A 22,641-nucleotide genomic window follows, 5' to 3' on the forward strand; every position below is an offset into this window, starting at 1 on the left:
GATCGGCGCATGACCGACGTCTCCCCACCGGCCGGGCTGCGCCGCCGGCTCGCCGCGTTGCTGCTGGCCGCCGCCGCGCTCGCCGTCGCGGGGCTCCCCTGGGCCGCCGCCGCCGTCGGCCTGACCTGCCTCGGCGTACCGGTCGCGGTGGCGCTGCGCGACGGCCCGGCCGCCACCCGCGCGCTGCTCCGGGCGCCCCGCCCCGTCCGCACCGCACCGACCTACCGAAGGAGCCGAGCATGACCTCCGCCGACCCGCCCCAGCCGGTACGCGCCGGCGCCGGGGGCCGCGACACCGGACCGCGCGACGTGACCCGGGACCGGGAGAACCCGGACGTGCTGACGCCGCCGCCCACCGACTCCGGCACGCTGCCCAACCTGAAGTTCTCCTTCTCCGACGCGCACACCCGGATCGAGCGCGGCGGCTGGACCCGCGAGGTGACCCAGCGGGAGCTGCCGATCGCCACCGAACTGGCCGGCGTGGACATGGCGCTGGAGCCCGGGGCGTACCGGGAGTTGCACTGGCACAAGCAGGCCGAGTGGGCGTACGTCATCTCCGGCAGCTGCCGGATCGGCGCGGTCGACCAGGAGGGCCGCAACTTCCTCGACGACGTGCGGCAGGGCGACCTCTGGTTCTTTCCGCACGGCGTGCCGCACCACATCCAGGCCCTCGACGAGGGGGTGGAGTTCCTGCTGGTCTTCGACGACGGCGCGTTCTCGGAGAACGGCACGTTCCTGCTCAGCGACTTCTTCGCGCACACGCCCCGGAGCGTGCTGGCCAAGAACTTCGGCTGGACCATGGAGCAGATGGAGAGCCTGCCGGAGCGCGAGAAGTACATCTTCCCCGGCGAGGTGCCGCCGCCACTGACCGAGGACCGGGTGGTCAGCCCGACCGGCGACGTGCCCCGCACGTTCAAGCACCGGCTGCTCGCCCAGGCCCCGCAGCGTTTCCCCGGCGGCACGGTCCGGATCGCCGACTCGGCGAACTTCGCCGCCTCCACCGCGATCTGCGCGGCGCTGGTGGAGATCGAGCCGGGCGGCCTGCGCGAGCTGCACTGGCACCCGACCGACGACGAGTGGCAGTACTGGATCTCCGGGCACGGCCGGATGGGCGTGTTCGCCAGCACGGGCGTGGCCCGCACGTTCGACTTCCGGGCCGGCGACGTCGGCTACGTGCCGTTCGCCTACGGCCACTACATCGAGAACGTCGGTGACGAGCCGCTGGTGTTCCTGGAGATGTTCCGCAAGCCCCGGTTCGAGGACATCTCGCTGACCCAGTGGATGGCGAACCTGCCGGCGGAGATCAGCGCCGCGACGCTCAACCTGCCCCGCGAAATGATCGAGGCGCTGCCGAGGGAGAAGCGTCCGGTGGTGCGCTGACCGGCCGTGCGTCCCACAGGCGGGCCAGTTGCAGCCGGCTGCGCACGCCCAGCTTGGCGTAGACGGCCCGGACGTGGGTGTCGACCGTGTGGATCGACAGGTGCAGCCGGCCGGCCACCTGCTGCTTGGTCGCCCCGGCGGCGAGCAGGTCGGCGACACCGGCCTCCCGGGCGGTCAGCGCGGCCAGGCCGTGCCCGGGCGGCCGGGGCGCCGGACGGCGGCGGGTGACGTCGAGATGCCCGTCCCACCGCTCGGCGGTCTCCTGGTCACCGGTCGCGCCGCACCGCCCGTACACCGCCGCCGCCTCCCGCGCCGCCGCGCGCGCCTCGGGCAGCCGGACCCGGGGCGACCGGGCCAGGTCGAGCAGGGCGTCGGCCAGCGCCGGCCGGGCGCCGGCCCGGCGCAGCGCGCGCACCGCCGCCCGCAGCGCCTCCGGGTCGCGGCGGACCAGGCCGTCCGCGTGCCCGGCCAGCCCGGACCAGAGGGGTACGGGGGTCCGCCCGGCCACCTCGGCGAGGCGGTCGGCCACCGCCCTCGCCCGGCGGGCGTCACCGAGCAGCAGCAGCGCCTGCACCAGACGCGGGCCGCAGTGGGCGACCGCCAGCAGCGGACGCGCCGTGCGGGTCAGGTCGGCCACGACGGCGCGGAGCAGGTCCCGGTGCCGCGCCGGCTCCGGGTCGCCGGCGGCGGCGAGGCCGAGCGACGCATACGGGATCCGGTCCGGCCAGGACCGGGCCGGCCGGGCGTCGGCGAGCAGCGCCCGAGCCCGCTCCGGCCGCCCGGTCCGGTACGCCACCTCGACGCGTACCGCCGTCAGGGCGGCGCGGGCCTCCACGCCGAGCGGGACGGCCGGCCGGTCCAGGGCGAGCCGGGCCCGGGCGTCCGCCTCCGGCAGCGCGCCGACCGCGAGCAGCCGCCGGCCGGACCACGCGGTCAGCGCCGGCCAGGCCACCGCCGGCAGATCGGGGTACGCGGCGTCGAGCGCCGCCGCCGCGTCCTCGTACCGGCCGAGCGCGAGCTGGACCTCGATCCGGTCGAGACGGACCGCGACGGCCTCCCCGCGTACCGCCGGGTGGTGGGGGTCGACGGCGGCGAGCATGTCGCCGGCGGTGGGCACCGCGCCGGTGGCCAGCGCGCGGGCGGCCCGGGCGAGCATGAGCCGCACGGCGGCGGCCGGCGCCGGGTACGCGGCGCGCGCCCGGCCCGCCGAGCGCAGCAGGGCGTCGGCGTCGGGGTGGCCGACCCGCGCGGCGACCCACGCCTCGGTGGCGCGCGACCACGCCCGGCGCTCCGGCGGCACACCGGAGCGGGCCAGACCCAGGTACGTCAGCGCGGCGGCCGGGTGGTCGTGGCCGTACCCGGCACCGAGCCGTCCGCGCAGCAGGGCGCGGTCGGCCGCGCCGGCCCGGTCGGCGGCGAGTTCGGCGGCGAGCAGGTCTCGCGCCTCGGCCGCCCGCCCGGCGAGTTCGAGCCGGTCGGCGGCGGCCAGCAGCGTGGCGTGGCGGTGCGGGTCGGCCGCGCCGTAGGGTCCGGGCACGGCACCGAATCAACCACGGGCGGCCCGGCCGGACGGACGTTTCACATGAAAGCCACTCGTGATCGTGAGTTTCCGGTATCAGAACGAACCGAACGGGCATGTTCTGCGTACACACGTGTGGTCATGACGTCTACCTCGGAGGCATGGTGTCTGCGTTCCGAACTGATCCATTCGCGGGGGCGATTCTCCAGGTCGGCGTGCTCGCCGGCCTCCACGGCACGGTCGGCCTGGGCCGGTACGGCTGGCTGGCCGGCCTCCTCTGCGGGGTGGTGATGGTCGCGGCGCTGAGCCACGGGCTGCGGCGCTCGGGCGGACGCCGGCTCGGGCCGGCCGACTGGGTCACGTTGAGCCGGGCCACCCTGGCCGGCGGCGTGACCGCGCTGGTGGTGGACTCGTTCAGCCGACCGGTGTCGGTCCCGGCGCTGGTCGGGCTGACCGCCGTCGCGCTCGCCCTGGACTGGGTCGACGGCCAGGTGGCCCGGCGCACCGGCACGGTCAGCGCGCTCGGCGCCCGCTTCGACATGGAGGCCGACTCCTTCCTCGTCCTGGTCCTCTGTGTCCACGTCGCCGACCAGGTCGGCCCCTGGGTGCTGGTGATCGGCGCGATGCGGTACGCCTTCGTCGCGGCCGGCTGGGTGCTGCCGTGGCTGAACGGCACGCTGCCGCCGCGCTACTGGCGCAAGACCGTCGCGGCCGTGCAGGGCATCGTGCTGGCGGTGGTGGCGGCGGACGTGCTGCCCGTGCCGCTGGCCGTCGCGGCGGTGGTCGGCGCGCTCGCGCTGCTGGTCGAGTCCTTCGGCCGGGACGTGTGGTGGCTGTGGCGGCACCGGGCGCGGCGGGCGTCGCTTCCGGCCGCTCCGGTCTCCCCCGCGCCGGTGGCCCCCCGCGCCGAGTGGGAGCCGGGCACCCGCGTGCTGGTCACCCGCCGTCCGGCCGAGGTCGGGGCGCGTCGGCCGTGACCCACGACGAACCGTCCCGCCCGCAGCGGGACGAGACGGCGCGCGCCACGAGCGACGCCGAAGCCGAGGCAGCCCCGCCGACCGACGACGCCCCCGCGTCCGGCCGGCCGACCGACGACGCTCTCGCGTCCGGGGACGCCGAGCCGGCGGACGACGGCCCGGGCGAGGCCGTCACGGACGGCGCCGCGCCTCGGCGACGGCGCGTGCCGGCCCTGGTGGTGACCGCGCTGGCCGCCGTGCTCGTGCTGGTCGCCCTGACCCTGCCGAACGAGGTGGACCTGCTCGCCCCGGCCGCGTTCCTCCGGATCCCGGTGGAGGGGCTGGTCGCGGTCGCCCTGCTGCTGGTGCTGCCGGCCCGGCCGCGCCGGGTGTTGGCCACGCTGCTCGGCGCGCTCCTCGGCCTGGTCCTGGTGCTGACCATCGTCGACCTCGGTTTCTCGACGGTCCTCGACCGCCCGTTCGACCTGATCGCCGACTGGGCCTTCCTCGCCGCCGGGGCGGAGTTCCTCGCCGAGTCCTACGGCCGGGCCGCCCAGGTGGGCGCGGTCGTCGCGGCCGTGGCCGCGGTCGTCGCCGTACCGGTGCTGGTCACGCTGTCGGTGCGGCGGCTGGCCGGCGTCGCGGCCCGGCACCGGGTCGCGAGCACCCGCGCCGCCACCGCGCTCGCGGCCGCCTGGGTGGTCTGCGCCGTGCTCGGCGCGCAGGTCGTCCCGGGTCTACCGGTCGCCGCCGACACGGTCGCGACCGGCGTGTACGACCGCGCCGGGCAGGTGCGTTCGGGGCTGCACGACCAGGAGCGGCTGCGCACCCAGCTCGCCGGCGACCCGTTCCAGGACGCCCCGGGCGACCAGTTGCTCACCGGGTTGCGCGGCAAGGACGTCCTGGTCACGTTCGTGGAGAGCTACGGCCGGGTCGCGGTGGAGGACCCGGAGCTGGCGCCGGAGGTGGACGCCGTCCTCGACGACGGGACGCGGCAACTGCGCGCGGCCGGCTACGGCAGCCGCAGCGCGTTCCTCACCTCGTCCACCACCGGCGGGGGCAGCTGGCTGGCGCACGCCACGCTGATGAGCGGCATCCGGGCGGACAACCAGCTGCGCTACACCAACCTGGTGCGCAGCGACCGCCTGACCCTGAACGGCGCGTTCAGGCGCGCCGGGTGGCGGACGTCGCTGGTCATGCCGGCGCTCACCCGGGCCTGGCCGGAGGCCGACTTCTTCGCCCCCGACCGGGTCTACGGCGCCGAGGATCTCGGCTACCGGGGGCCGACGTTCAGCTTCTCCTCGCCGCCGGACCAGTTCACGCTGGAGGCGTTCCAGCGCGCGGAGCGGGCACCCGGGCACGCACCGGTGATGGCCGAGATCCCGCTGCTGTCCAGCCACATCCCGTGGTCGCCGGTGCCGAAACTCGTCGACTGGGACGACCTCGGTGACGGGTCGGTCTTCACCGGCACCAACCGCGCCCCCCGCGCCGACGAGGGCACCCGCCGGGCCTACCGGAAGTCGATCGTCTACTCGCTGCGCACGTTGATCTCCTACGTCCAGCGGTACGGCGACGAGAACCTGGTGCTGGTCTTCCTCGGTGACCACCAGCCGGCCCGGTCGATCACCGGCGAGGGGGCCGACAAGGACGTGCCGATCACGATCGTGGCCAAGGACCCGGCCGTGCTCGACCGGATCTCCGGATGGGGCTGGCAGGACGGCCTGAACCCGGCCCCGGACGCCCCCGTCTGGCCGATGGAGTCGTTCCGCGACCGCTTCCTGCGGACGTTCGGACCGCAGTCCCGCACCCACAGTTAGGAATGTCGTGACGATGCTCGCGCGGGCCTGGGGGATCACCCGTTCCCTGGCCATCTACCACGGCCAGCCGGCGAAGCACCGGCGCGCCCGGGAGCTGTACGGGCAGTTCCTCTCCCCCGGCGACCTCGGCTTCGACATCGGCGCCCACGTCGGCGGGCGGGTACGCACCTGGCGGCGGCTCGGCGCGCGGGTGGTCGCGGTCGAGCCGCAGCCGGACTGCCTGCGCGTGCTGCGCCTGGCCTTCGGGCGGGACGACGGGGTCGTGATCGAGCCCACCGCGGTCGGCGCCCGGGCCGGGCAGGCGCGGCTGGAGCTGTCCTCCGCCACGCCGACCGTGTCCACCATGTCGTCGTCCTGGATCGACTCGGTCACGGCGGACCCGAGCTTCGCCAAGGTCCGGTGGGACCGGTCGGTCGAGGTGCCGGTGGTGACGCTCGACGACCTGGTCGCACGGCACGGCGAGCCGGCGTTCTGCAAGGTCGATGTCGAGGGCTTCGAGGTCGACGTGCTGTCCGGGCTCAGCCGGCCGGTGCGCGGGCTCTCCTTCGAGTACCTCCCGCCGGCGCACGACGCCGCGCTCGCCGCGCTCGACCTCGTGGAGCGGCTGGGCGCGCGGGCGGGCGGCTACCGCTACAACTTCTCCCCGGTGGAGACCATGCGCTTCGCCGCTGAGCGCTGGCTGGACGCGGACGGCCTGGTGCGGCTGCTGGAGACGTACCGCCCGACCGGCCGCTCCGGCGACGTCTACGCCCGTCTGGCCTCCGCCTGACCTAGGCTGGGCCGGACCGCCGCCGCGAGGAGGATCGATGGCCCGCTACGCCGCCCTGCTGCGGGGCGTCAACGTCGGCAACGCCCAACTGGCGATGGCCGACCTGCGACGCCTCGTCACCGACCTCGGGCACACCGACGTCAAGACCTACCTGCAGAGCGGCAACGTGGTGTTCACCAGCCCACCCACCGACGGTGAGGTCCTCGCCGAGGGCATCGCGAAGCGCCTCGCCGACGAGCTGGGCCTGCGGGTGCCGGTCCTGGTGCGGGACGCGGGCGAGCTGGCCGCCGTGGTCGACGCCAGCCCGTACGCCGGGCGGCAGGACGACCCGACCCGGGTGCTGGTGGCGTTCCTGTCCGCCGCGCCCGCGCCGGCGCGGGCCCGCGAGCTGGCCGTGCCCGCCGGCGAGGACATGGAGTACGCGCTGACCGGTCGGGAGGTGCACCTGCACTTCCCGACCGGCCGCTACGGGCGGACGAAGTTCACCAACACCTACCTGGAGAAGGTGCTGGGCGTGGCGGCGACGGTCCGCAACTGGAAGTCGGTGCTGGCCCTGCGCGACCTCACCGCCGGCTGAGGCTTGTCCCAGATCACCGTCCCGAGGCCGTGAGGACGCGGGGCGAGCGGGTAGAGACACCGGGTGGCACGCTCCGGGAGCCACCGCGTGGAAGCGCTCCCGGGCACCCCTGAACGATCGGAGATGAGAATCGACATGGCCGCCAACCGCGTTCCGGACATCTCGCTCAACGACGGCAACACCATCCCGCAGCTCGGCTTCGGGGTGTTCCAGATCGACCCGAAGGACACCGCGCAGGCGGTCGGCACCGCGCTGGAGATCGGCTACCGGCACATCGACACCGCCCAGATGTACGGCAACGAGGCCGAGGTCGGTCAGGCGGTGCGCGCCTCCGGGCTGGACCGGGACGAGGTGTTCGTCACCAGCAAGCTGAACAACGGCTTCCACCGACCGGACGACGCCCGCAAGGCGTTCGAGCAGTCGCTGCGCGAGATGAAGCTCGACCACCTCGACCTGTTCCTGATCCACTGGCCGCTGCCCACCCTCTACGACGGCGACTTCGTCTCCACCTGGAAGGTGCTGGAGGACCTCCAGCGGGAGGGCAAGGTCAAGTCGATCGGCGTGTCCAACTTCCAGGTCGCTCACCTGGAGCGACTGGCCGCCGAGGCCGACGTGGTGCCGGCGGTCAACCAGATCGAGGCGCACCCCTACTTCGGCAACGAGGAGGTGCGCGCGTACGACACCGCCCACAACATCCTCACCGAGGCGTGGTCACCGATCGCCCAGGGCAAGGTGCTCGACGACCCGACCGTGGTCGACATCGCCGAGGAGGTCGGGCGGACCCCGGCCCAGGTGGTGCTGCGCTGGCACGTGCAGCGCGGCGACATCGTCTTCCCGAAGTCGACCACCCCGAAGCGGATCGAGGAGAACTTCGCGATCTTCGACTTCTCGCTCGACGACGCCGCGATGGACCGGCTCACCGGCCTGGGCCGGGGCGAGGCCGGCCGGCAGGGCCCGAACCCGGACACGTTCGACTACGTGCCGAGCTGAGCCGTCGGACACGTCACGGAGGGGCCCCGGGGAACCGGGGCCCCTCCGTCGCGTTTGACTTCGCGCGCACTCGAAGGGGCAGGGTGGCCGGAAACGCTCCGACGGGGAGGAACACCATGCGCTACCGCACCATCGGCACCGACCCGGCCACCCGCCGCGAGGTCAGCGTGCTCAGCCTCGGCGCGATGCTCTTCGGCACCGCCACCGACGAGGCCACCTCGTACGCCGTCCTGGACCGCTACGTTGAGGCCGGCGGCACGTTCGTCGACACCTCGGACAACTACGCCTTCTGGCAGAACGGCGGCCAGGGCGGAGAGAGCGAGGAACTGCTCGGCCGCTGGCGGCGCAGCCGCGGGGTGGGCGACGAGGTGGTGTTCGCCACCAAGCTCGGCGCCCGTCCGCTCGCGCCCGGCACCAGCTACCTCGACAACGCGGAGGGCCTGTCGGCGAAGGTGATCCGCGAGTCCGCCGAACGCAGTCGCGAGCGGCTCGGGCTCGACCGGATCGACCTGCTCTACGCCCACATCGAGGACCACGACGTCCCGCTGCGGGAGACCGTGGAGGGCTTCGCCGAGCTGGTCGCCGAGGGCACCGTCGGGCTGCTGGGCGCGAGCAACCACCGCGCCTGGCGGGTCGAGCGGGCCCGCGCGATCGCCGCCGCGGCCGGCCTGCCCGGGTACGAGGTGCTCCAGTACCACCGCAGCTACCTGCCGTCGCGGGTGGACCTGCCGAACGCGCTGGACCCGGACGGCGACGTCGGCTGGGTCGGCCCGGACCTGGCCAGTTACCTGCGGGCCGAGCCCGGGCTCACGCTCGTCGCGTACTCGCCGCTGCTCAAGGGGGCGTACGCGAAGCCGGAGCGGCTGGGCGAGGAGTATGCCCTGCCGTCGACCCCGGCCCGGCTGGCGGCGCTGCGCGCGGTGGCCGACGAGACCGGGGCCACGGTCAACCAGGTGGTGCTGGCCTGGCTGATGGGCGGCGACCTGCCGGCGATCCCGCTGGTCGGCTTCTCCTCGGTGGCGCAACTGGACGAGGCCCTGGGCGCGGTCGACCTGGAGCTGACCGCCGAGCAGCGGGCCCGGTTGGACGCGGCCCGCTGATCGACCGTCCGGCCGGGTGGCCCGTCGCGGTCACCCGGCCGTCAGGTCGATCCGCCAGTCGTTCGAGCGCATCAGGCGACCCGGCGGGTATTCGAACTCCGTCTCCCCGAGCAGCGTGAACCCGGCCTTGCGGCAGACCGCGTTCGACGGGGGATTGTCCACCGACGGGTACGCGTGCGCGAAGCGCCGGTCACCCGCCGCCCGGGCCGCCGCGACCACCGCGCGCACCGCCGCCGTCGCCAGGCCCCGCCCCTGATGGGCCGGGAGCACCGCCCAGCCCATCTCGTACACCTGCTCGCCGCGCCACTCACGCGGCCAGAAGCCGACGCTGCCCACCCTCGTCCCGTCCGGCGTGACCACGGTGAACATGTTCCCGCTGCGCGGGCCCGGGCCACGCAGGTAGCGCTCGTGCCGGGCGCGCACCTGCTCGTCGGTCTCCGGGCCGCCGGTGTGCGCCCGCACCTCCGGGACGTTCAGCGCTCGCAGCAGTGCCAGGTCGTCGACGCCCCACCGGACGATGCGTACCTCTGCCATGCGCCCGATTGCACCAGACACCCCCGACAGGTGTCCCGCCAGATTCGATCTGGCGGACCGTCGCGCCCGGTCTGGCGCCGTCAGGGTGAGGCCGGCAGCGAGGGAGGGCAGCATGACGCCGTTGCGGCTCGCCGTGCTCATCGGCAGCACACGTGAGGGACGGGTCGGCGACCGGATCGGGCGCTGGTTCGCCGCGCAGGCCCGCCGCCGGGACGGGCTGGTGGTCGAGGAGATCGACCTCGCCGGGTACGACCTCCCGACCGCCCTGCCCGCCGAGCCGACGCCGGCGATGCGGGAGTTCGCCGGGCGGGTGGCGCGGGCGGAGGCGTTCGTCGTGGTCACCCCGGAGTACAACCACAGCTTCCCGGCCTCGTTGAAACAGGCGATCGACGTCGCCTACGACGAGTGGCAGGCCAAGCCGGTCGGCTTCGTCTCGTACGGCTGCCGGTCGGTCGGCCTGCACGCGGTCGACCAGCTCCGGACGGTCTTCACCGCGCTGCACGCGACGACCGTGCGGGACACCGTCGGCGTCGACCTGCTCGACGGCGAGCCCACCGGGCACGCCGAGGAACGGCTCCGGCAGGACGTCCGGCTGCTCCTCGACGAGCTCTGCTGGTGGGGCCTGGCGTTGCGCGACGGTCGCGCGGCCCGCCCGTACGCCTGCTGAGAACACCCACGGAGAGAGGTAGTGATCATGAGTAACCGGAACACCGGCCTGGCCGTCGAGGCCGACGGCCTGGTCCGGTCGTTCGGCTCGACCCGGGCGCTCGACGGACTGGACCTGCGGGTCCCCGCCGGCACCGTGTACGGGATGCTCGGGCCGAACGGCGCGGGCAAGACCACCGCGGTACGGGTGCTGGCGACGCTGCTGCGCCCCGGCGGCGGCACGGCCCGGGTCTTCGGCCACGACGTGGTGACCCAGGCCGACGCGGTCCGCGCCCGGGTGAGCCTGACCGGCCAGTACGCCTCGCTGGACGAGGACCTGACCGGGGCGGAGAACCTGGTCCTGCTGGGCCGGCTGCTCGGGCTGGGCCGGCCGGCCGCGCGGGACCGGGCCGAGGCGTTGTTGGCCGCGTTCGGGCTGACCGAGGCGGCGGCCCGGCAGGTGAAGAAGTACTCCGGCGGGATGCGGCGGCGCATCGACATCGCGGCGAGCATCCTCAACACGCCGGACCTGCTGTTCCTGGACGAGCCGACCACCGGGCTCGACCCGCGCAGCCGCAACCAGGTGTGGGAGATCGTGCGGGCGGTGGTGGCGCACGGCACCACCGTGCTGCTGACCACGCAGTACCTGGACGAGGCGGACCAGCTCGCCGGCCGGATCGCGGTGGTCGACCACGGCCGGGTGATCGCGGAGGGCACCCCGGGCGAGCTGAAGTCGTCGGTCGGCTCGGGCACCGTCCATGTGCGACTGCGCGACGCCGGGCAACGGTCCCGGGCCGAGCAGGTGCTGCGGACCACGCTGGGCGTGCCGGTGCAGCTCGCGGCGGACCCGGTGGCGCTGACCGCGCGGGTCGGCGAGGACGGCACCGACCTGGAGGCCGGAGAGCAGGCCGCCCGCGCCCTCGGCGAGCTGGCCCGGGCCGGCATCGTCGTCGACGACTTCTCCCTCGGCCAGCCCAGCCTGGACGAGGTGTTCCTGGCCCTGACCGACCACCCGGCCGTCTCGACGGACGAGCGGGACGACGAGCTGGAGGCGGCCCGATGAGCGACACCGCGACGACCACCGCCGGGCGCGCGCCGTCCGTCTACGTGCCCTCCGCCGAGGCGCTGGCGACCGTGCTCGCCCCCGGTGAGCGACCGGCCCGGCCGGGACCGCTCTCCGCGTCGCTGACCTTCGGCTGGCGGGCCATGCTGAAGATCAAACACGTGCCCGAGCAGCTGTTCGACGTCACCGCGTTCCCGATCATCATGGTGCTGATGTTCACGTACCTGTTCGGCGGCGCGCTCGCCGACAGCCCGCGTGCGTACCTCCAGTTCTTCCTGCCCGGCATCATGGTGACCAGCGTCGTGATGATCACCATGTACACCGGGGTGGGCCTGAACAACGACATCGAGAAGGGTGTCTTCGACCGGATCCGCACCCTGCCGGTGTGGCGGCCGGCGGCGCTGGTCGGGATGATCTTCGGTGACGTGCTGCGCTACGTGCTGGCCGCCCTGGTCATCCTCGCCGTGGGCCTGGTGCTCGGCTTCCGTCCGGACGGCGGGGTGCCCGGCGTGCTGGCCGGGATCGGCCTGCTGGTGGTCTTCTCGTTCGCGTTCTCCTGGGTGTGGACGTTCTTCGGCCTGGTGCTGCGCAGCGAGAAGTCGGTGATGGGCGTCAGCATGATGGTGCTGTTCCCGCTGACGTTCCTGAGCAACGTGTTCGTCGACCCGTCCACCATGCCGGGCTGGTTGCAGGCGTTCGTCAAGGTCAACCCGATCACCCACCTGGTCGCCTCGGTGCGCGCCGCGATGGGCGGCTCGATGGACGCCACCAACACGATGTGGCTGCTGCTGTGGAGCGCCGGTTTCGTCGCGGTCTTCGGCTCCCTGACCATGTACCGCTACAACCGCCGCTGACGTCCGCTCCGTCGCCGCCTCGGCCGAACCGCCCGGCCGAGGCGGCGAACGCGGCTCGTCGCACCCCGCGGCTCACACGGGGGTACGGGCTCACCCCGCGCGACGGACACGACCGAATGCCGGCTGACTCCGCCGGCTCGCCCCGTGCAGACGGGCTCGCCGGGCCGAGAGATGGCGCATGCCGGGCTCGTCGCGCGTGGATCCCCCACCCCGCCACCACCACCGGCCGGCAGCGTGATGCAGTTCATCGATCTTGGAGTTGTGGCACCTGCCATATCCGACATAAGTGGGTACTTCGGGAGCCAAAACTCCAAGATCGACGAGCCAGGGCGGGGGCGGGGCCGGGCCAGGAGGCGTCAGAGACGCCAGGAGATCGGGTCGGGCGGTAGGTAGCGGCACGAGGTGCCGGTGGTGATCGAGTCACGCAGGTGGGATGCCAGTGCCGGGTGGCGCTGGTCGATCCGGCGCAGCGAGTCACGGATCCGGCCGGTGACCGCCTTGCGCGCCCGCTCCGCCTGGTCGCCGAGGCGGCGACTGCGCCCGGCCAGCCCGGCGGCGGCCCGCAGTTGGTCGAGCAGGGCGGCGCGCTCGGCGTCCAGGGCGGCCAGCCGCCGCTCGTCGTCGCGCCGGGCGGCCCGGTCGATCTCGTCGTCGAGCCGCCGCAGGTGCTGCCGGTAGCGGGCCTTCGCCTCGTCGTCGAGCACCGGATCGGCGCCGAGCCGACCGGCCGCGACCAGCTCCGGCCCGGCCGCCGGGTCGAGCAGGTCGATCGCGGGCACGTCCACGCCCGGCCGGCCCAGCAGCAGCCGCAGGTCGTGCAGGCCCTTGGCGTCGGGCAGGTGCACCACGACACCCGCCCACGCGAGCCGCCACACCGGCCCGTCCGGGCGGAACTCCGGCCACCCCGGGTCGACTCCGTCCACACTGGAGGGAGTTGTGCCGGTGCCACCGACCCCCGACGTCGGCGTGTCGCGGCCCTGCCCCTCGACCCGCCCGCCCCCGGACAGCTCCGTCGCGGGGAGGGCAGCGCCACCCGGGGACAACCCCGTCGTCCGGGCGGAGATGTCGCCGAAGGCGTCCGCCGACCCCAGCCGGTCGACCACCTGGGGCATGCCCAGCGCCCGCGCCTCGGCCACCACCGCGGCGCGCAGCCGGGTCGCCCCGGCCGCGTCGCCCGGCCCGCCGCGCCCGGTCAGCGCGGCGACCAGCCCGGCCCGGGCCAGCACCGACCAGGGACGCGCGCCCAGCCGGTCGGCGGCGTCGCGGGCCGCCGCGTAGCCGGTCACCGCGTCGTCCCACCTGCCCTGCGCCGCGTCCACACCGGCCAGCCACAGGTCGACCGGGCCGGCCACGTCGCAGCCGAACAGCGCGACCATCCACCGGCCCCGGTGCGGGGCCAGGGCCGCCCGCACCTCGGCGCAGCGACCCGGCTCGCCGTCGACCGCCGCCGCCTGCGCGCGCAGGCGCAGCCACACCGGCGACACGGGCCGGGGGTACGTGGTGCCGGCGGCCTCGATCTCGGCGGTGAGCCGGAGCGCCGTGGCGGTGTCGCCGCGTTCGGCGGCGGTGATCCCGCGCAGCAACTCGACCTGCGGGTGACCCGCGCCGGCCTGGTCGAGCAGGGCCTCGGCCTCGGCGAGACGCCCGCGCAGGAGCAGCAGGGTCCAGCGCAGGTGGTGTGCCATGAAGGCGTGGTCGGAGTGTTCCCACTCGCCGTAGCCCTCCATCTCGGCGTAGCACGACTCCGCGCCGGCGAAGTCGCCCCGCAGGGCGGCGATGATGCCGCTGTCGACGGTCGCCGCCATCCGCTGGCGGGCCACGTCGCCCTCGCGGCAGCCGGCCACGAACGCGGTCAGCTCGTGCCGGTAGCCCGGGTCGCCCAGCTCCAGCAACGCGACCCAGCGCAGCGAGGTGGCCCACAACTCGGTGTCCCGGTCGCCGGTGCGGCGCGCCACCTCCCGGATCTCGGCGGTGACCACGGCCCGTTCCTCGGCGGTGCCGAGCCCCCAGGTGGTGTCGTGCCGGGCCCACAGGCTGAACGTGAGCGCCTCGTCGTCGCGGCCGTGCCGGGCGAGCGTCTCGGTGGCGGTGATGAGGTCGGTGACCAGGGCTCCGGTGGACCGGTCCGGCTCCGGTTCGCCGATCAACCGCCCGTACGCCTCGCGGACCAGCGCGGCGGCGTCGAGCCGGCGGCGGGTGGCCGAGTGCTGCCCGTGGGCGGTCAGCGCCACCCGGGCCAGCACGGCCGGCTCGTCCAGCCCCCGGGCCAGCGTGGCGGCGTCGACCAGCAGCCGTTCGACCTCCTCCGGCGCGCCGGCGTGGTGCAGCAGCCCGGCCAGTTCGAGCAGCACCCGCACCCGGCGCGCGGGCTCGTCGGTGCGGTCGAGCGCACGCCGGAAGTGCCGCACCGACTCCTCCACGGCCAGCCGGCCGCTCGCGTCGCGGGCGGCGGCCAGCAGCAGGTCACCGGCGCGTGCCGGGTCCAGCTCGGCCCCGGCGAGCCAGGCGTGCCGGGCCAGGTCGGCCGGGATGAGCCGGTCGGTCACCGCGGCGGACCGGTCGACGGCCCGGACCACGGCGGCGTGCCGGGCCTGCCGCTCGTCCTCGGCGAGGCCGTCGTAGAGCGTCTCGCGGACCAGGTCGTGCACGAACGCGAACCGACCGCCGCCCCGGGCCAGCACCAGGCGGGCGGCGGCGGCCCGGTCGAGCAGCCGGTCGACCTGGGCGGCCGGGGCGGGCACGCAGGCGGCGAGGACCTGACGGTGGAACTCGCGACCGAGCACGGCCGCCACGGTGAGCGCCTCGACCACCGGCGCGGGCAGTTGGTCGAGGCGGCGACGCACCGCCTCCCGGACGCCGGGGGCGATGGTGTCGGCCAGCCCGTCGGTGTGCCAGAGCCGGGCGGTCTGCTCGACGAAGAACGGGTTGCCGCCGGTGCGCCGGTGCACCTCGTCGACGAGGTCGGCGTCGGGCTCGCGACCGGCGGTGCGGGTGATCAGGGCGGCCACCTCGTCCCGCCCGAGGCCGGTGAGCGTGATCGTGGTGGCCTTCGCGGTCAGCGGCAGCAGCAGTGGCCGCAGCGGGTGGTCGCCGGCTTCGACCTCGGCGTCGCGGTAGGTGCCGATCAGCAGCAGCCGCTCGAACCAGGTGTGCTGGGTGGCGAACTGGAGCAGCCGCAGCGAGGCCGGGTCGGCCCAGTGGAGGTCGTCGAGGACCACCACGACCGGCCGGTGCTGGGCCACCGCGACCAGGGCGGTGGTCACCGCGTCGTGCTTGTCGAACTCGGCCCGACCGCCGTCGTCGGCCGGCCCGCCCAGACCGGCGCCGTGGTCGCTCCCTCCGGCACGGTCAGCCGGCACGGCGGCGCGATCGCCGAGCAGGGCCACCAGGCCGACGTCGGCTGCCTCGCGGGCACCGGAGTCGTCGTCGCCGGCCCGGGCCAGCCGGCGCAGCACCTGGACCCAGGGCCAGTGGTCGGGGGCGGTGTCGGAGTCCCAGCAGGCGGCGCCCAGCACCAGCGCGCCGCGCCGACGGGCCTCGTCGGCGGCGGCCGAGACCAGCGCCGTCTTGCCGATGCCCGGCTCGCCGGTCACCAGGACGAGGCCCCCATGACTGTCGATCACGCGGGCCACTTCGGCACGCAGCAGCCCGGCCGGGTGCTCCCGCCCGATGATCTCCTCGCCGAACCGCGACTCCATGACCTCCCGACGCTAGTCGACCGGTCCGACATCCGACGCGGGCGACATGGCCGCTTCGATTCCCGTACGGCGGGGCGAGGCTCCGCGATCGGCCCCGATCGCCGACGCGGGGCGGGCCGGTCGCGGTCCGGGCCATCGGCGACCGGACGCGAGGGGGCAGATGTGGTTCCCCTGTTGCCCTACGATCGCGAGAGGTCGTCGTACGGGGAGCGTGGGTCAGGTGCCAGTCGAGCCGTCTGGAATGGACGAAATGCTCACCGAAACCCTGCGTGCGCTGGCCGCTCACCAGTCCGTCGACGGAGGATCTGGCGCGCCGCTGCCGGAGGGGGCCGGCGAGGCGGCCGATGGCCTGGTCCGGGTGCGCACCGCGCCGCCGGGCCGGGTGACCGCGATGGAGGTCGATCCACGCCTGCTCCGGCTCGATCTCACGACGCTGATCGCGCACATCATGGCCGCGGTCAACGACGCGATGGCCGACCTCCAGCGGACCGTCACCACGACCGCCGGGCCGGTCGACCTCGCGGGGCTGAGCGAGCAGTTGACAACCATCCAGCAGGACGCCGCCCGGCAGTTCACGTCTTTCCTCGACGGACTCGCCTACGCGCAGGAGCGGCTGAGCCGCCGGGGCGGGTAGGCCGGTCATGCAGATCGATCCGGACGGGCTGGCCGCCGCGGGCGCCTCCATGCGGTCGGCCGCCGACGACTTCTCCCGGCGCCTGGCCGCCTTTCAGGTCCGGCTGGCCGGCATCGGCGGAATCTTCGGCGACGACGAGACGGGCTCGCTGCTCGCCATGGCCTACGAGGAGGCCTCCGGCTTCGTCTTCGAGGCACTGGCCGAGGCCGCCGACGAGGTCGGTCTCGCGGGCGACGACCTCACCGCCATGGCGCGCTCGCACGAGGAGAACGAGGCCGACACCAGCGAGTTGTTCCACGCCCTTGCCCGTCGGCTCAGGGGTTGATGGCATGGGTCTCCAGATTCCCGGCGAGCTGCGCAGCCTGCTCGACATTCTCGGCTACGACTGGCCGGCCTCGGACGAGCAGAAGCTGTTCGAGCTGGGTCGGGCGTGGGTCGAGTTCAGCGACGAGGTGAACGCGTTCGTCGACTCGGCGGTAAGCGCCGCCACCAACGCGCTGACCGGCAACGAGGGCGGCGACATCGAGGCCTTCCAGACCTGGTGGGACGGGGCGGAGAGCCCGGCCGCGAGCCTGGCCAGCAACGCCACCGGCGCGGTGGTCGGGGGTGCCGGGCTGATCGTCTGCGCGGCCATCGTGCTGGCCCTGAAGATCGCGGTCATCGTGCAGCTTGCCGTCCTGGCGATCGAGATCGCGCAGGCCGTCGCTACCGCCGGCCCGACCTTCGGCGCGTCGCTGCTCGAGATCCCGGTCTTTCAGGCGCTGGCCCGCACCATCGTCGGCAACCTCATGCAGGAGGCGGTCTGGCGGTTGATCGATGGTTAGAAATCGCACCGGCAAGCTCGCCGCGAAGTTCGCCCGGGAGTGGGTCCGCGACGTCAAGAAGGTCAAGCGCCGTCGGCGCGGCAGTCCCGACGCCCCGCCCACGCGCCACGCCTCCCCGGCCCGGCAGGCCTCCTACCGGGCCCGACAGGAGGCCGATGCGCAGCAGCGCGCCGGGCGGACGAACGGCACCGCGGAGGCGGTCACGACGGCCGACGGCCGGCACACCGCGGTGTCGGTGAGTGACGGTCCGGACAAGATCTATCCTCACCACCGCGAAGTGGCCCGGGCCCTCGACAGCGTCCCCCAGAACCTCCGCGCGCCGTGGCACGGCAACTGCGCGCTGCCGCAGTCGTTGTCGAAGCTGCTCGACCGCGGTGTCGACCCACGCGGCGGCGCCATCGGCGCGGCGCGTATCCGCGCCCCCGGCAACCCCGGGCACGGCGCGCACAACCCCTGCTGCAACAGTTGCAAGTCGTTGCGGAACGAGTTCGACCTCAGGGAGGCGCTGTGAGGCACGGCGACGAGTGGGACCTGCCGGCCCGGGCGGCCCGGGAACTCAAGGCGGCGGGCTGGTCGCCGCGGCGGCGGGTCGACGTCACCGCGTGGGTGTCCGCGCTCGCCCCGGAGGGGTTCTCGGCGCACGATGCCGCCCGGGCGTTCCTGACCGAATTCGGTGGCCTGACCGTGCGGGTAAGCGGCCCCGGGCGCGACTACGCGCGGGTCGGCGTACGCCTCGACCCGACCCTCTGCCTTGGCCAGAAGGCGTGGTTCGACAGCTTCGACGCGGCCACGGCCGGCCAGCTCTATCCGGTCGGCGAGGAGTACGACGGACACGGCAGCCTGGCGATCGACGTGGCCGGCAACGTCCATCTGCTCTTCAACGACCAGGTCAAGCGGCTCGGCACCGGCGGGGTCGGTCTGGCCCGGCTGCTTGAGGGCGAGGACGCGCCCGAGGAGTGGTGAGGCGGCTCAGCGGGCGTCGGTGACCACGTGGGAGCAGGCCGGGCACGCCGCCGGTCCCTGCTCGGCGAACCAGCGGCAGGTACGCCGGATCGCGCACTTCGGCAGCGTCTCCTCGGCGGGCGGGGCGGTCTCGGCGTACGAGGCGGCCATCCGGGCGCCCAGCCCGCAGTGCGAGCCGGTCCAGAAGCCGCAGGACGAGGTGACGCAGGGGCCGGCGAGCCGGACCCGGCTCTCGATCGGCTCGTCCGAGTCGCCGGCCCCGGCGAGCGCCACCTCGGCCGGCACGGCCGGAGTCACGTAGGCCACCCGGCCCGCCGGAGTGATCATGCCGAGGAACACCGTGGCGTTGGACGCCGGGGTGCTCGGGCACATCCGCTCCGGCGGACCGGCCGGTCGGGCGGCGTCGGTCACCGCTGGATCCAGAATCCGATGTCGTTGATCTTCTGGCCGAGGTCCTGCGCGAACGGGCCGTCGAGCACCCAGAGCCCGTACCACTCGGGGCGCAGCTTGATGTTGCCGTGGCCGAGGGTCAGCGGGTTGGTCAGCTTGGCGTTGGCGGTGCCCAGCGCGGCCAGGCCGGCCTTCTGGATCTCGCCGGCGATCAGGGTCTGCTGGTCGGGTGTCAGGTCGACGCCGTCGACCACGAAGCGGAACTCGTTGCGGGCCATGTGCTACCTCCGGTCACTCGTACGATTCGGTGCCCAGCCCGCGACGCAGGCTGGTCCGGGTGAAGGCCGCCCAGCCGACGTGCGAGGCGGGATCGGCGGGCTGCCCGACGCGGGCGAGCACCCGCCCGGCGTGCTTCGGCCAGCGGGCGGCGGTGGCCGCCGCGTCGCCCCACAGCTCCCGGCAGGCGGCGACCGCGAAGGCGACCTGCTCGGACGCGCCGGTGAACCCGGCCGCCCCGTCGCCGACGCGGACCGTGCCGTCCGGCCGGACCCGCACGCTCGGGAAGTGGTGGTGCAGGCTGGCCAGCGTGGCCAGGTGGGCGGCGTCGCGCCGGGCGGCGGCGAAGCCGGCGTGCAGCTCGTCGTCGCGCCGGTGGCGGATCGCGTGCAGGACCAGCGCGTCGCCGGCCGGTTCGATCCGGGCGACCACGTGCACGGGCGCGCTCCAGGCGCGGGGCGAGTTCGCCGACCAGAACGCGAGCCAGGCGGTGAGCCGGGCGTGGAAGTCGGCCTGGACGGCGACCGCGGGCGCGGACCCGTCGGGTGCGCGCAGCGCGGCGGTGGCGATCCGGTCCCGGGTGATCAGCGGCGATCCGGGACGGGCCGGCGCCGCCGCCGCGGCGCCGGTGGTGGAGGCGACGGCCAGGCCGGTCAGGGTGACCGCCGAGGCCGCCGCCGCGCCGGCGAGGAGTCGCCGACGGTCGAGCGGGTGTCCGTTGTCGTTCATCGTCGGCCCTTCGTCGACGGCAGTGCCCCGACGCTATCGACCGGAAGGGATCAGGAAAACACGCTGCGTGACGGGAGGTTGACAGGAAAGCCGGGGATTCCCGGCGGCGTGAACGACCGTTCCTGTGCCGGGTTCACGGGGCGGAGGACGGGAACCTCTCGTGCCCGAGCACGCCGAGCAGCCGCAGCTTCTCGGCGGCCTCGCTGCGCGGCGGCGCGGTGAACACCAGCAGCGCCTGCGACTGGTCCTCGGTGAAGAGCACCTGGCAGTCCAGTTCGATCGGGCCGAGTTCGGGGTGGACGAGCGTCTTGTGATCGGCGAAGCGCTGGGCCACCTCGTGCCGCTCCCACAGCTCGGCGAACTCCGGGCTCACCGCCCGCAACGCCCGGACCAGCTCGCCGGCGCGCGACCGGGCGCCCATCGACCCGTACGCGGCGCGCAGGTTCGCGACCTGGGCGCGACTCTGCCGCTCCCGGTCGTCCTCCGGGTAGCGCTCCCGCTCGGCCGGATCGGTGAACCACCGGTAGATCCCGCTGCGGGCCAGGCCGGTGTGGCCGGTCCGGTCGCCGAGCAGCGCCGCGGCCAGCCGGTTCTGCACGAGCGTCTCGCCCAGGTCGGACAGGACCAGGGCGGGGGTGTCGGCCAGCCGGTCCAGCACCCGCAGCAGCGCCGGCGCGACGTGGGTCGGGGTGGCCGTCCGCTCCGGCGGGCTGTGTCCGGCCACCCGGAACAGGTAGTCGCGCTCGTCCCCGGTCAGCCGCAGCGCCCGGGCCAGCGCGGCCAGCATCTGCGGGCTCGGCTGCGGCCCGCGCCGCTGCTCCAGCCGGGTGTAGTAGTCGGTGGACATCGCGGCGAGCGCGGCGACCTCCTCCCGCCGCAGGCCGGGGGCGCGGCGCCGGGCGCCCTCGGGCAGCCCGACGTCGCCGGGGCGCAGGGTCTCGCGGCGTCGGCGGAGGAAGTCGGCGAGGGCTGCGCGGTCCATGATCCGAGTATCCGGCCGCTGTCGGACGCGAACCAGGGATCCCCGATCCCCCGATCGGCGATCTCTTCCCCGCCCGGGTCCGGCCGCACCATGCTGGCGGCATGGACATCTCCGGAAACACGATCTTCATCCCCGGCGCCACCAGCGGGATCGGCCTGGCGCTGGCGCTCGCCCTGAAGGACCGGGGCAACACGGTGATCGTCGGCGGCCGGCGTACCGAACTGCTCGAGGAGATCGCGGCGACGCACCCGGGCCTGGACACCGTCGCGATCGACACCACCGACCCGGCGAGCATCGCGATGGCGGCCGAACAGGTGCTGGCTCGGCACCCCGACCTCAACGTCCTGGTCGCGATGGCCGGCGTCATGCGGATCGAGGACTGGCGCTCGCCGGACACGTTCCTCGCCTCGGCCGAGGAGGTGGTGACCACCAACGTGCTCGGCCCGATCCGGCTGATCGGCGCGTTCGTCGAGCACCTGACGCGGCGCGGCGACGCGACCATCGTCACCGTCTCCTCCGGCCTGGCGTTCGTGCCGTTGCGGGTGACGCCCAGCTACAACGCCTCCAAGGCGGCGATCCACATGCTCAGCGAGTCGATCCGGTTGCAGTTGGCCGACACCGGCGTACGGGTGCTGGAGCTGGTCCCGCCGGCCGTGCGGACCGGGCTGCTGCCGGGGCAGGAGACCAGCGAGTTCGCCATGCCGCTGGACGAGTTCGTGACCGAGGTGGTGGCGTTGCTGGAGGCGCAGCCGGACGCCACCGAGATCCAGGTCGAGCGGGTGAAGTTCCTCCGGCACGCCGAGGCGCGCGGCGACTACGCGCAGGTGGTGGCCACGCTCAACGCGGCGGACCCGCACGCCGCGACCTGAGCGCGTTCAGGCCCGCAGCAGACCCGCGACCGCCCGCTGCGCGTCGACGATCGCGCTGACCGGCAGGTCGAGCACCCAGAGCGCGGCGGCCAGATAGTCGAGGACCCGCCACCGCTGCTCCTCGGTCAGCGACCGGTTGTCGAGCAGGGCCCCCGCCTCCACCCAAGCGTGGGGCGGGGACCCCGCCGCACCACCCCGAGCGCCGCGCCCAGCCGGTCCGCGAGCACCGCGGCGAGCCGCCTGCGGTCCACCCCGAGCAGGTACGGGGCCAGCTCCGCGTCGGCCGCGACCAGCCGCAGCCAGCGGTGCACCGCCTCGCGTACGGCGACCGGGCCGAGCCGGTCGCGGGGCTCGCGGGCACAGGTCACCAGCTCGATCGTCCGCACGACCAGGGGTACGGACGATCGACCCCGATCAGTTCAGCCCAGACCTTGATATCGATGAATGCCTATATATAGGCTGACGGCGTTCCGCTCACCCCCCACCCCAAGGAGTGTGAACCATGCGTACGCCGAAGCTGTCCCGGATCCTCGCCACCCTCGCGGCCGCGACGCTCGCGGCGCTGGGCGCGGTCGCCGTCAACCCGGCACCGGCCTCCGCCGCCGTCCGCAACGTCTGCTACAACACCAGCCAGGCCGGCCCGTTCGCCAGCTACGCGGTGCAGGCGGCGTCCATCTGGAACAACCGCACCAACAACATCAACATGGCCCAGTGCGGGTCGAACCTGATGATCTACTACACCTACGGCGGCGGGTCGTACGCCCAGCGCACCAGCCTCGGCAACGGCCGCGTGGTCATCGACTACTACCAGGCCCAGCAGTACTCGCCGCTGCGCATCATGACGCACGAGATCGGCCACATCCTCGGCCTGCCGGACAACTACAACGGCAACTGCGCCATCCTGATGTCCGGCGGCAGCGCCGGCACCAGCTGCACCAACCCGTACCCCAGCTCCACCGAGGCCGCCCGGGTCGACTCGCTGTTCGGCTTCGCGGCCCGCAGCGCGACGCCCGCCCAGGTCTTCAGCGGCAGCTGGCCGGCCGCCACCGTGGTCGGCGCCGGTCGCTGACGAC

At 74.4% G+C, this 22,641-nt stretch carries 27 protein-coding genes; 18 read left to right on the forward strand and 9 right to left on the reverse strand.

From position 1 onward, the window contains the following. Positions 1 to 9: 9 nt before the first annotated feature. Positions 10 to 243, forward strand: coding sequence for a hypothetical protein (locus tag COO58_RS29825; protein ID WP_091581179.1), 234 nt, complete (start codon positions 10 to 12; stop codon positions 241 to 243). Further along, positions 240 to 1,379 carry an oxalate decarboxylase family bicupin gene (locus COO58_RS01310; RefSeq protein ID WP_098746019.1) on the forward strand — a complete coding sequence of 380 codons (1,140 nt, stop codon included), beginning with the start codon at positions 240 to 242 and terminating at the stop codon, positions 1,377 to 1,379. The genes COO58_RS29825 and COO58_RS01310 overlap by 4 nt, the downstream gene beginning before the upstream one ends. Here the strand turns inward: COO58_RS01310 and COO58_RS01315 are convergent. Next, complete coding sequence (locus COO58_RS01315; RefSeq protein ID WP_098743501.1) at positions 1,318 to 2,916, reverse strand: helix-turn-helix transcriptional regulator; 1,599 nt, start codon at positions 2,914 to 2,916, stop codon at positions 1,318 to 1,320. The genes COO58_RS01310 and COO58_RS01315 overlap by 62 nt on opposite strands. 143 nt (positions 2,917 to 3,059) lie before the next feature. On the opposite strand from COO58_RS01315, the gene COO58_RS01320 reads away from it, so the two are divergent. The 6 genes from COO58_RS01320 (at position 3,060) to COO58_RS01345 (ending at position 9,107) form a co-directional block, all read left to right on the forward strand. Further along, complete coding sequence (locus COO58_RS01320; protein WP_176558715.1) at positions 3,060 to 3,875, forward strand: CDP-alcohol phosphatidyltransferase family protein; 816 nt, start codon at positions 3,060 to 3,062, stop codon at positions 3,873 to 3,875. Beyond that, complete coding sequence (locus COO58_RS01325) at positions 3,872 to 5,671, forward strand: sulfatase (RefSeq protein WP_304363126.1); 1,800 nt, start codon at positions 3,872 to 3,874, stop codon at positions 5,669 to 5,671. The genes COO58_RS01320 and COO58_RS01325 overlap by 4 nt, the downstream gene beginning before the upstream one ends. A gap of 13 nt (positions 5,672 to 5,684) precedes the next feature. Further along, positions 5,685 to 6,440, forward strand: a complete 756-nt coding sequence (locus COO58_RS01330) for an FkbM family methyltransferase (protein ID WP_091581194.1) — start codon at positions 5,685 to 5,687, stop codon at positions 6,438 to 6,440. Positions 6,441 to 6,477: 37 nt separating this feature from the next. Continuing rightward, positions 6,478 to 7,017, forward strand: a complete 540-nt coding sequence (locus COO58_RS01335) for a DUF1697 domain-containing protein (RefSeq protein ID WP_098743504.1) — start codon at positions 6,478 to 6,480, stop codon at positions 7,015 to 7,017. Between the two features lie 135 nt (positions 7,018 to 7,152). Next, positions 7,153 to 8,007, forward strand: a complete 855-nt coding sequence (locus COO58_RS01340) for an aldo/keto reductase (RefSeq protein WP_098743505.1) — start codon at positions 7,153 to 7,155, stop codon at positions 8,005 to 8,007. A 116-nt stretch (positions 8,008 to 8,123) separates the two neighbouring features. Beyond that, complete coding sequence (locus tag COO58_RS01345; protein WP_098743507.1) at positions 8,124 to 9,107, forward strand: aldo/keto reductase; 984 nt, start codon at positions 8,124 to 8,126, stop codon at positions 9,105 to 9,107. A gap of 30 nt (positions 9,108 to 9,137) precedes the next feature. On the opposite strand, the gene COO58_RS01350 is transcribed toward COO58_RS01345, so the two are convergent. Next, positions 9,138 to 9,641, reverse strand: a complete 504-nt coding sequence (locus COO58_RS01350) for a GNAT family N-acetyltransferase (protein ID WP_091581208.1) — start codon at positions 9,639 to 9,641, stop codon at positions 9,138 to 9,140. Positions 9,642 to 9,753: 112 nt separating this feature from the next. Here COO58_RS01350 and COO58_RS01355 point away from each other — a divergent pair, with 112 nt between their 5' ends. The 3 genes from COO58_RS01355 to COO58_RS01365 are packed head-to-tail and all read left to right on the forward strand — an operon-like array spanning position 9,754 to position 12,203. Next, positions 9,754 to 10,308: an NADPH-dependent FMN reductase gene (locus tag COO58_RS01355; protein ID WP_091581212.1), complete on the forward strand. Its 555-nt coding sequence runs from the start codon at positions 9,754 to 9,756 to the stop codon at positions 10,306 to 10,308. A 27-nt stretch (positions 10,309 to 10,335) separates the two neighbouring features. After that, positions 10,336 to 11,349: an ATP-binding cassette domain-containing protein gene (locus tag COO58_RS01360; protein WP_098746025.1), complete on the forward strand. Its 1,014-nt coding sequence runs from the start codon at positions 10,336 to 10,338 to the stop codon at positions 11,347 to 11,349. Further along, on the forward strand, positions 11,346 to 12,203 hold the full coding sequence (locus tag COO58_RS01365) for an ABC transporter permease (protein ID WP_091581216.1): 858 nt from the start codon (positions 11,346 to 11,348) through the stop codon (positions 12,201 to 12,203). Before COO58_RS01360 ends, COO58_RS01365 begins: the two co-directional genes overlap by 4 nt. Positions 12,204 to 12,559: 356 nt before the next feature. Here COO58_RS01365 and COO58_RS01370 read toward each other — a convergent pair whose 3' ends face one another. Then, complete coding sequence (locus COO58_RS01370) at positions 12,560 to 15,901, reverse strand: AAA family ATPase (RefSeq protein ID WP_098743508.1); 3,342 nt, start codon at positions 15,899 to 15,901, stop codon at positions 12,560 to 12,562. A 250-nt stretch (positions 15,902 to 16,151) separates the two neighbouring features. Here COO58_RS01370 and COO58_RS01375 point away from each other — a divergent pair, with 250 nt between their 5' ends. The 5 genes from COO58_RS01375 to COO58_RS01390 are packed head-to-tail and all read left to right on the forward strand — an operon-like array spanning position 16,152 to position 18,322. Then, positions 16,152 to 16,535 carry a YbaB/EbfC family nucleoid-associated protein gene (locus COO58_RS01375; RefSeq protein ID WP_245666857.1) on the forward strand — a complete coding sequence of 128 codons (384 nt, stop codon included), beginning with the start codon at positions 16,152 to 16,154 and terminating at the stop codon, positions 16,533 to 16,535. A gap of 7 nt (positions 16,536 to 16,542) precedes the next feature. Continuing rightward, complete coding sequence (locus COO58_RS01380) at positions 16,543 to 16,860, forward strand: hypothetical protein (RefSeq protein ID WP_098743510.1); 318 nt, start codon at positions 16,543 to 16,545, stop codon at positions 16,858 to 16,860. Positions 16,861 to 16,864: 4 nt separating this feature from the next. After that, positions 16,865 to 17,359 carry a hypothetical protein gene (locus COO58_RS01385; protein WP_091581232.1) on the forward strand — a complete coding sequence of 165 codons (495 nt, stop codon included), beginning with the start codon at positions 16,865 to 16,867 and terminating at the stop codon, positions 17,357 to 17,359. Continuing rightward, positions 17,352 to 17,870 carry a hypothetical protein gene (locus tag COO58_RS30065; protein ID WP_176558716.1) on the forward strand — a complete coding sequence of 173 codons (519 nt, stop codon included), beginning with the start codon at positions 17,352 to 17,354 and terminating at the stop codon, positions 17,868 to 17,870. Before COO58_RS01385 ends, COO58_RS30065 begins: the two co-directional genes overlap by 8 nt. Next, the gene (locus tag COO58_RS01390; protein ID WP_176558717.1) at positions 17,867 to 18,322 is read left to right on the forward strand and encodes an SUKH-3 domain-containing protein; all 456 of its coding nucleotides are present in this window, start codon (positions 17,867 to 17,869) and stop codon (positions 18,320 to 18,322) included. The genes COO58_RS30065 and COO58_RS01390 overlap by 4 nt, the downstream gene beginning before the upstream one ends. Before the next feature lie 6 nt (positions 18,323 to 18,328). Here COO58_RS01390 and COO58_RS01395 read toward each other — a convergent pair whose 3' ends face one another. The 4 genes from COO58_RS01395 to COO58_RS01410 all read right to left on the reverse strand — a co-directional run bounded on the left by COO58_RS01395 (position 18,329) and on the right by COO58_RS01410 (position 20,699). Next, positions 18,329 to 18,733, reverse strand: a complete 405-nt coding sequence (locus COO58_RS01395) for a hypothetical protein (RefSeq protein WP_091581239.1) — start codon at positions 18,731 to 18,733, stop codon at positions 18,329 to 18,331. Further along, a complete protein-coding gene (locus tag COO58_RS01400; protein ID WP_091581243.1) occupies positions 18,730 to 18,990 on the reverse strand; it encodes a hypothetical protein in 261 nt (86 codons plus the stop codon). The genes COO58_RS01395 and COO58_RS01400 overlap by 4 nt, the downstream gene beginning before the upstream one ends. A 13-nt stretch (positions 18,991 to 19,003) precedes the next feature. Continuing rightward, on the reverse strand, positions 19,004 to 19,717 hold the full coding sequence (locus tag COO58_RS01405) for a hypothetical protein (RefSeq protein WP_098743511.1): 714 nt from the start codon (positions 19,715 to 19,717) through the stop codon (positions 19,004 to 19,006). A gap of 133 nt (positions 19,718 to 19,850) precedes the next feature. Then, a complete protein-coding gene (locus COO58_RS01410) occupies positions 19,851 to 20,699 on the reverse strand; it encodes a helix-turn-helix transcriptional regulator (RefSeq protein WP_091581251.1) in 849 nt (282 codons plus the stop codon). Between the two features lie 101 nt (positions 20,700 to 20,800). Here COO58_RS01410 and COO58_RS01415 point away from each other — a divergent pair, with 101 nt between their 5' ends. Further along, complete coding sequence (locus COO58_RS01415; protein WP_098743513.1) at positions 20,801 to 21,568, forward strand: SDR family oxidoreductase; 768 nt, start codon at positions 20,801 to 20,803, stop codon at positions 21,566 to 21,568. A 6-nt stretch (positions 21,569 to 21,574) separates the two neighbouring features. On the opposite strand, the gene COO58_RS30565 is transcribed toward COO58_RS01415, so the two are convergent. Both COO58_RS30565 and COO58_RS01420 read right to left on the reverse strand, forming a co-directional pair. Beyond that, positions 21,575 to 21,730 carry a hypothetical protein gene (locus COO58_RS30565; RefSeq protein WP_255292497.1) on the reverse strand — a complete coding sequence of 52 codons (156 nt, stop codon included), beginning with the start codon at positions 21,728 to 21,730 and terminating at the stop codon, positions 21,575 to 21,577. Beyond that, positions 21,694 to 21,936: a hypothetical protein gene (locus tag COO58_RS01420; RefSeq protein ID WP_255292498.1), complete on the reverse strand. Its 243-nt coding sequence runs from the start codon at positions 21,934 to 21,936 to the stop codon at positions 21,694 to 21,696. The genes COO58_RS30565 and COO58_RS01420 overlap by 37 nt, the downstream gene beginning before the upstream one ends. 134 nt (positions 21,937 to 22,070) lie before the next feature. On the opposite strand from COO58_RS01420, the gene COO58_RS01425 reads away from it, so the two are divergent. After that, positions 22,071 to 22,637 carry a snapalysin family zinc-dependent metalloprotease gene (locus tag COO58_RS01425; protein WP_091581260.1) on the forward strand — a complete coding sequence of 189 codons (567 nt, stop codon included), beginning with the start codon at positions 22,071 to 22,073 and terminating at the stop codon, positions 22,635 to 22,637. Positions 22,638 to 22,641: the final 4 nt, after the last annotated feature.

It is taken from the genome of Micromonospora sp. WMMA1996 (assembly GCF_002573675.1).
Classification (GTDB): domain Bacteria; phylum Actinomycetota; class Actinomycetes; order Mycobacteriales; family Micromonosporaceae; genus Micromonospora; species Micromonospora sediminicola.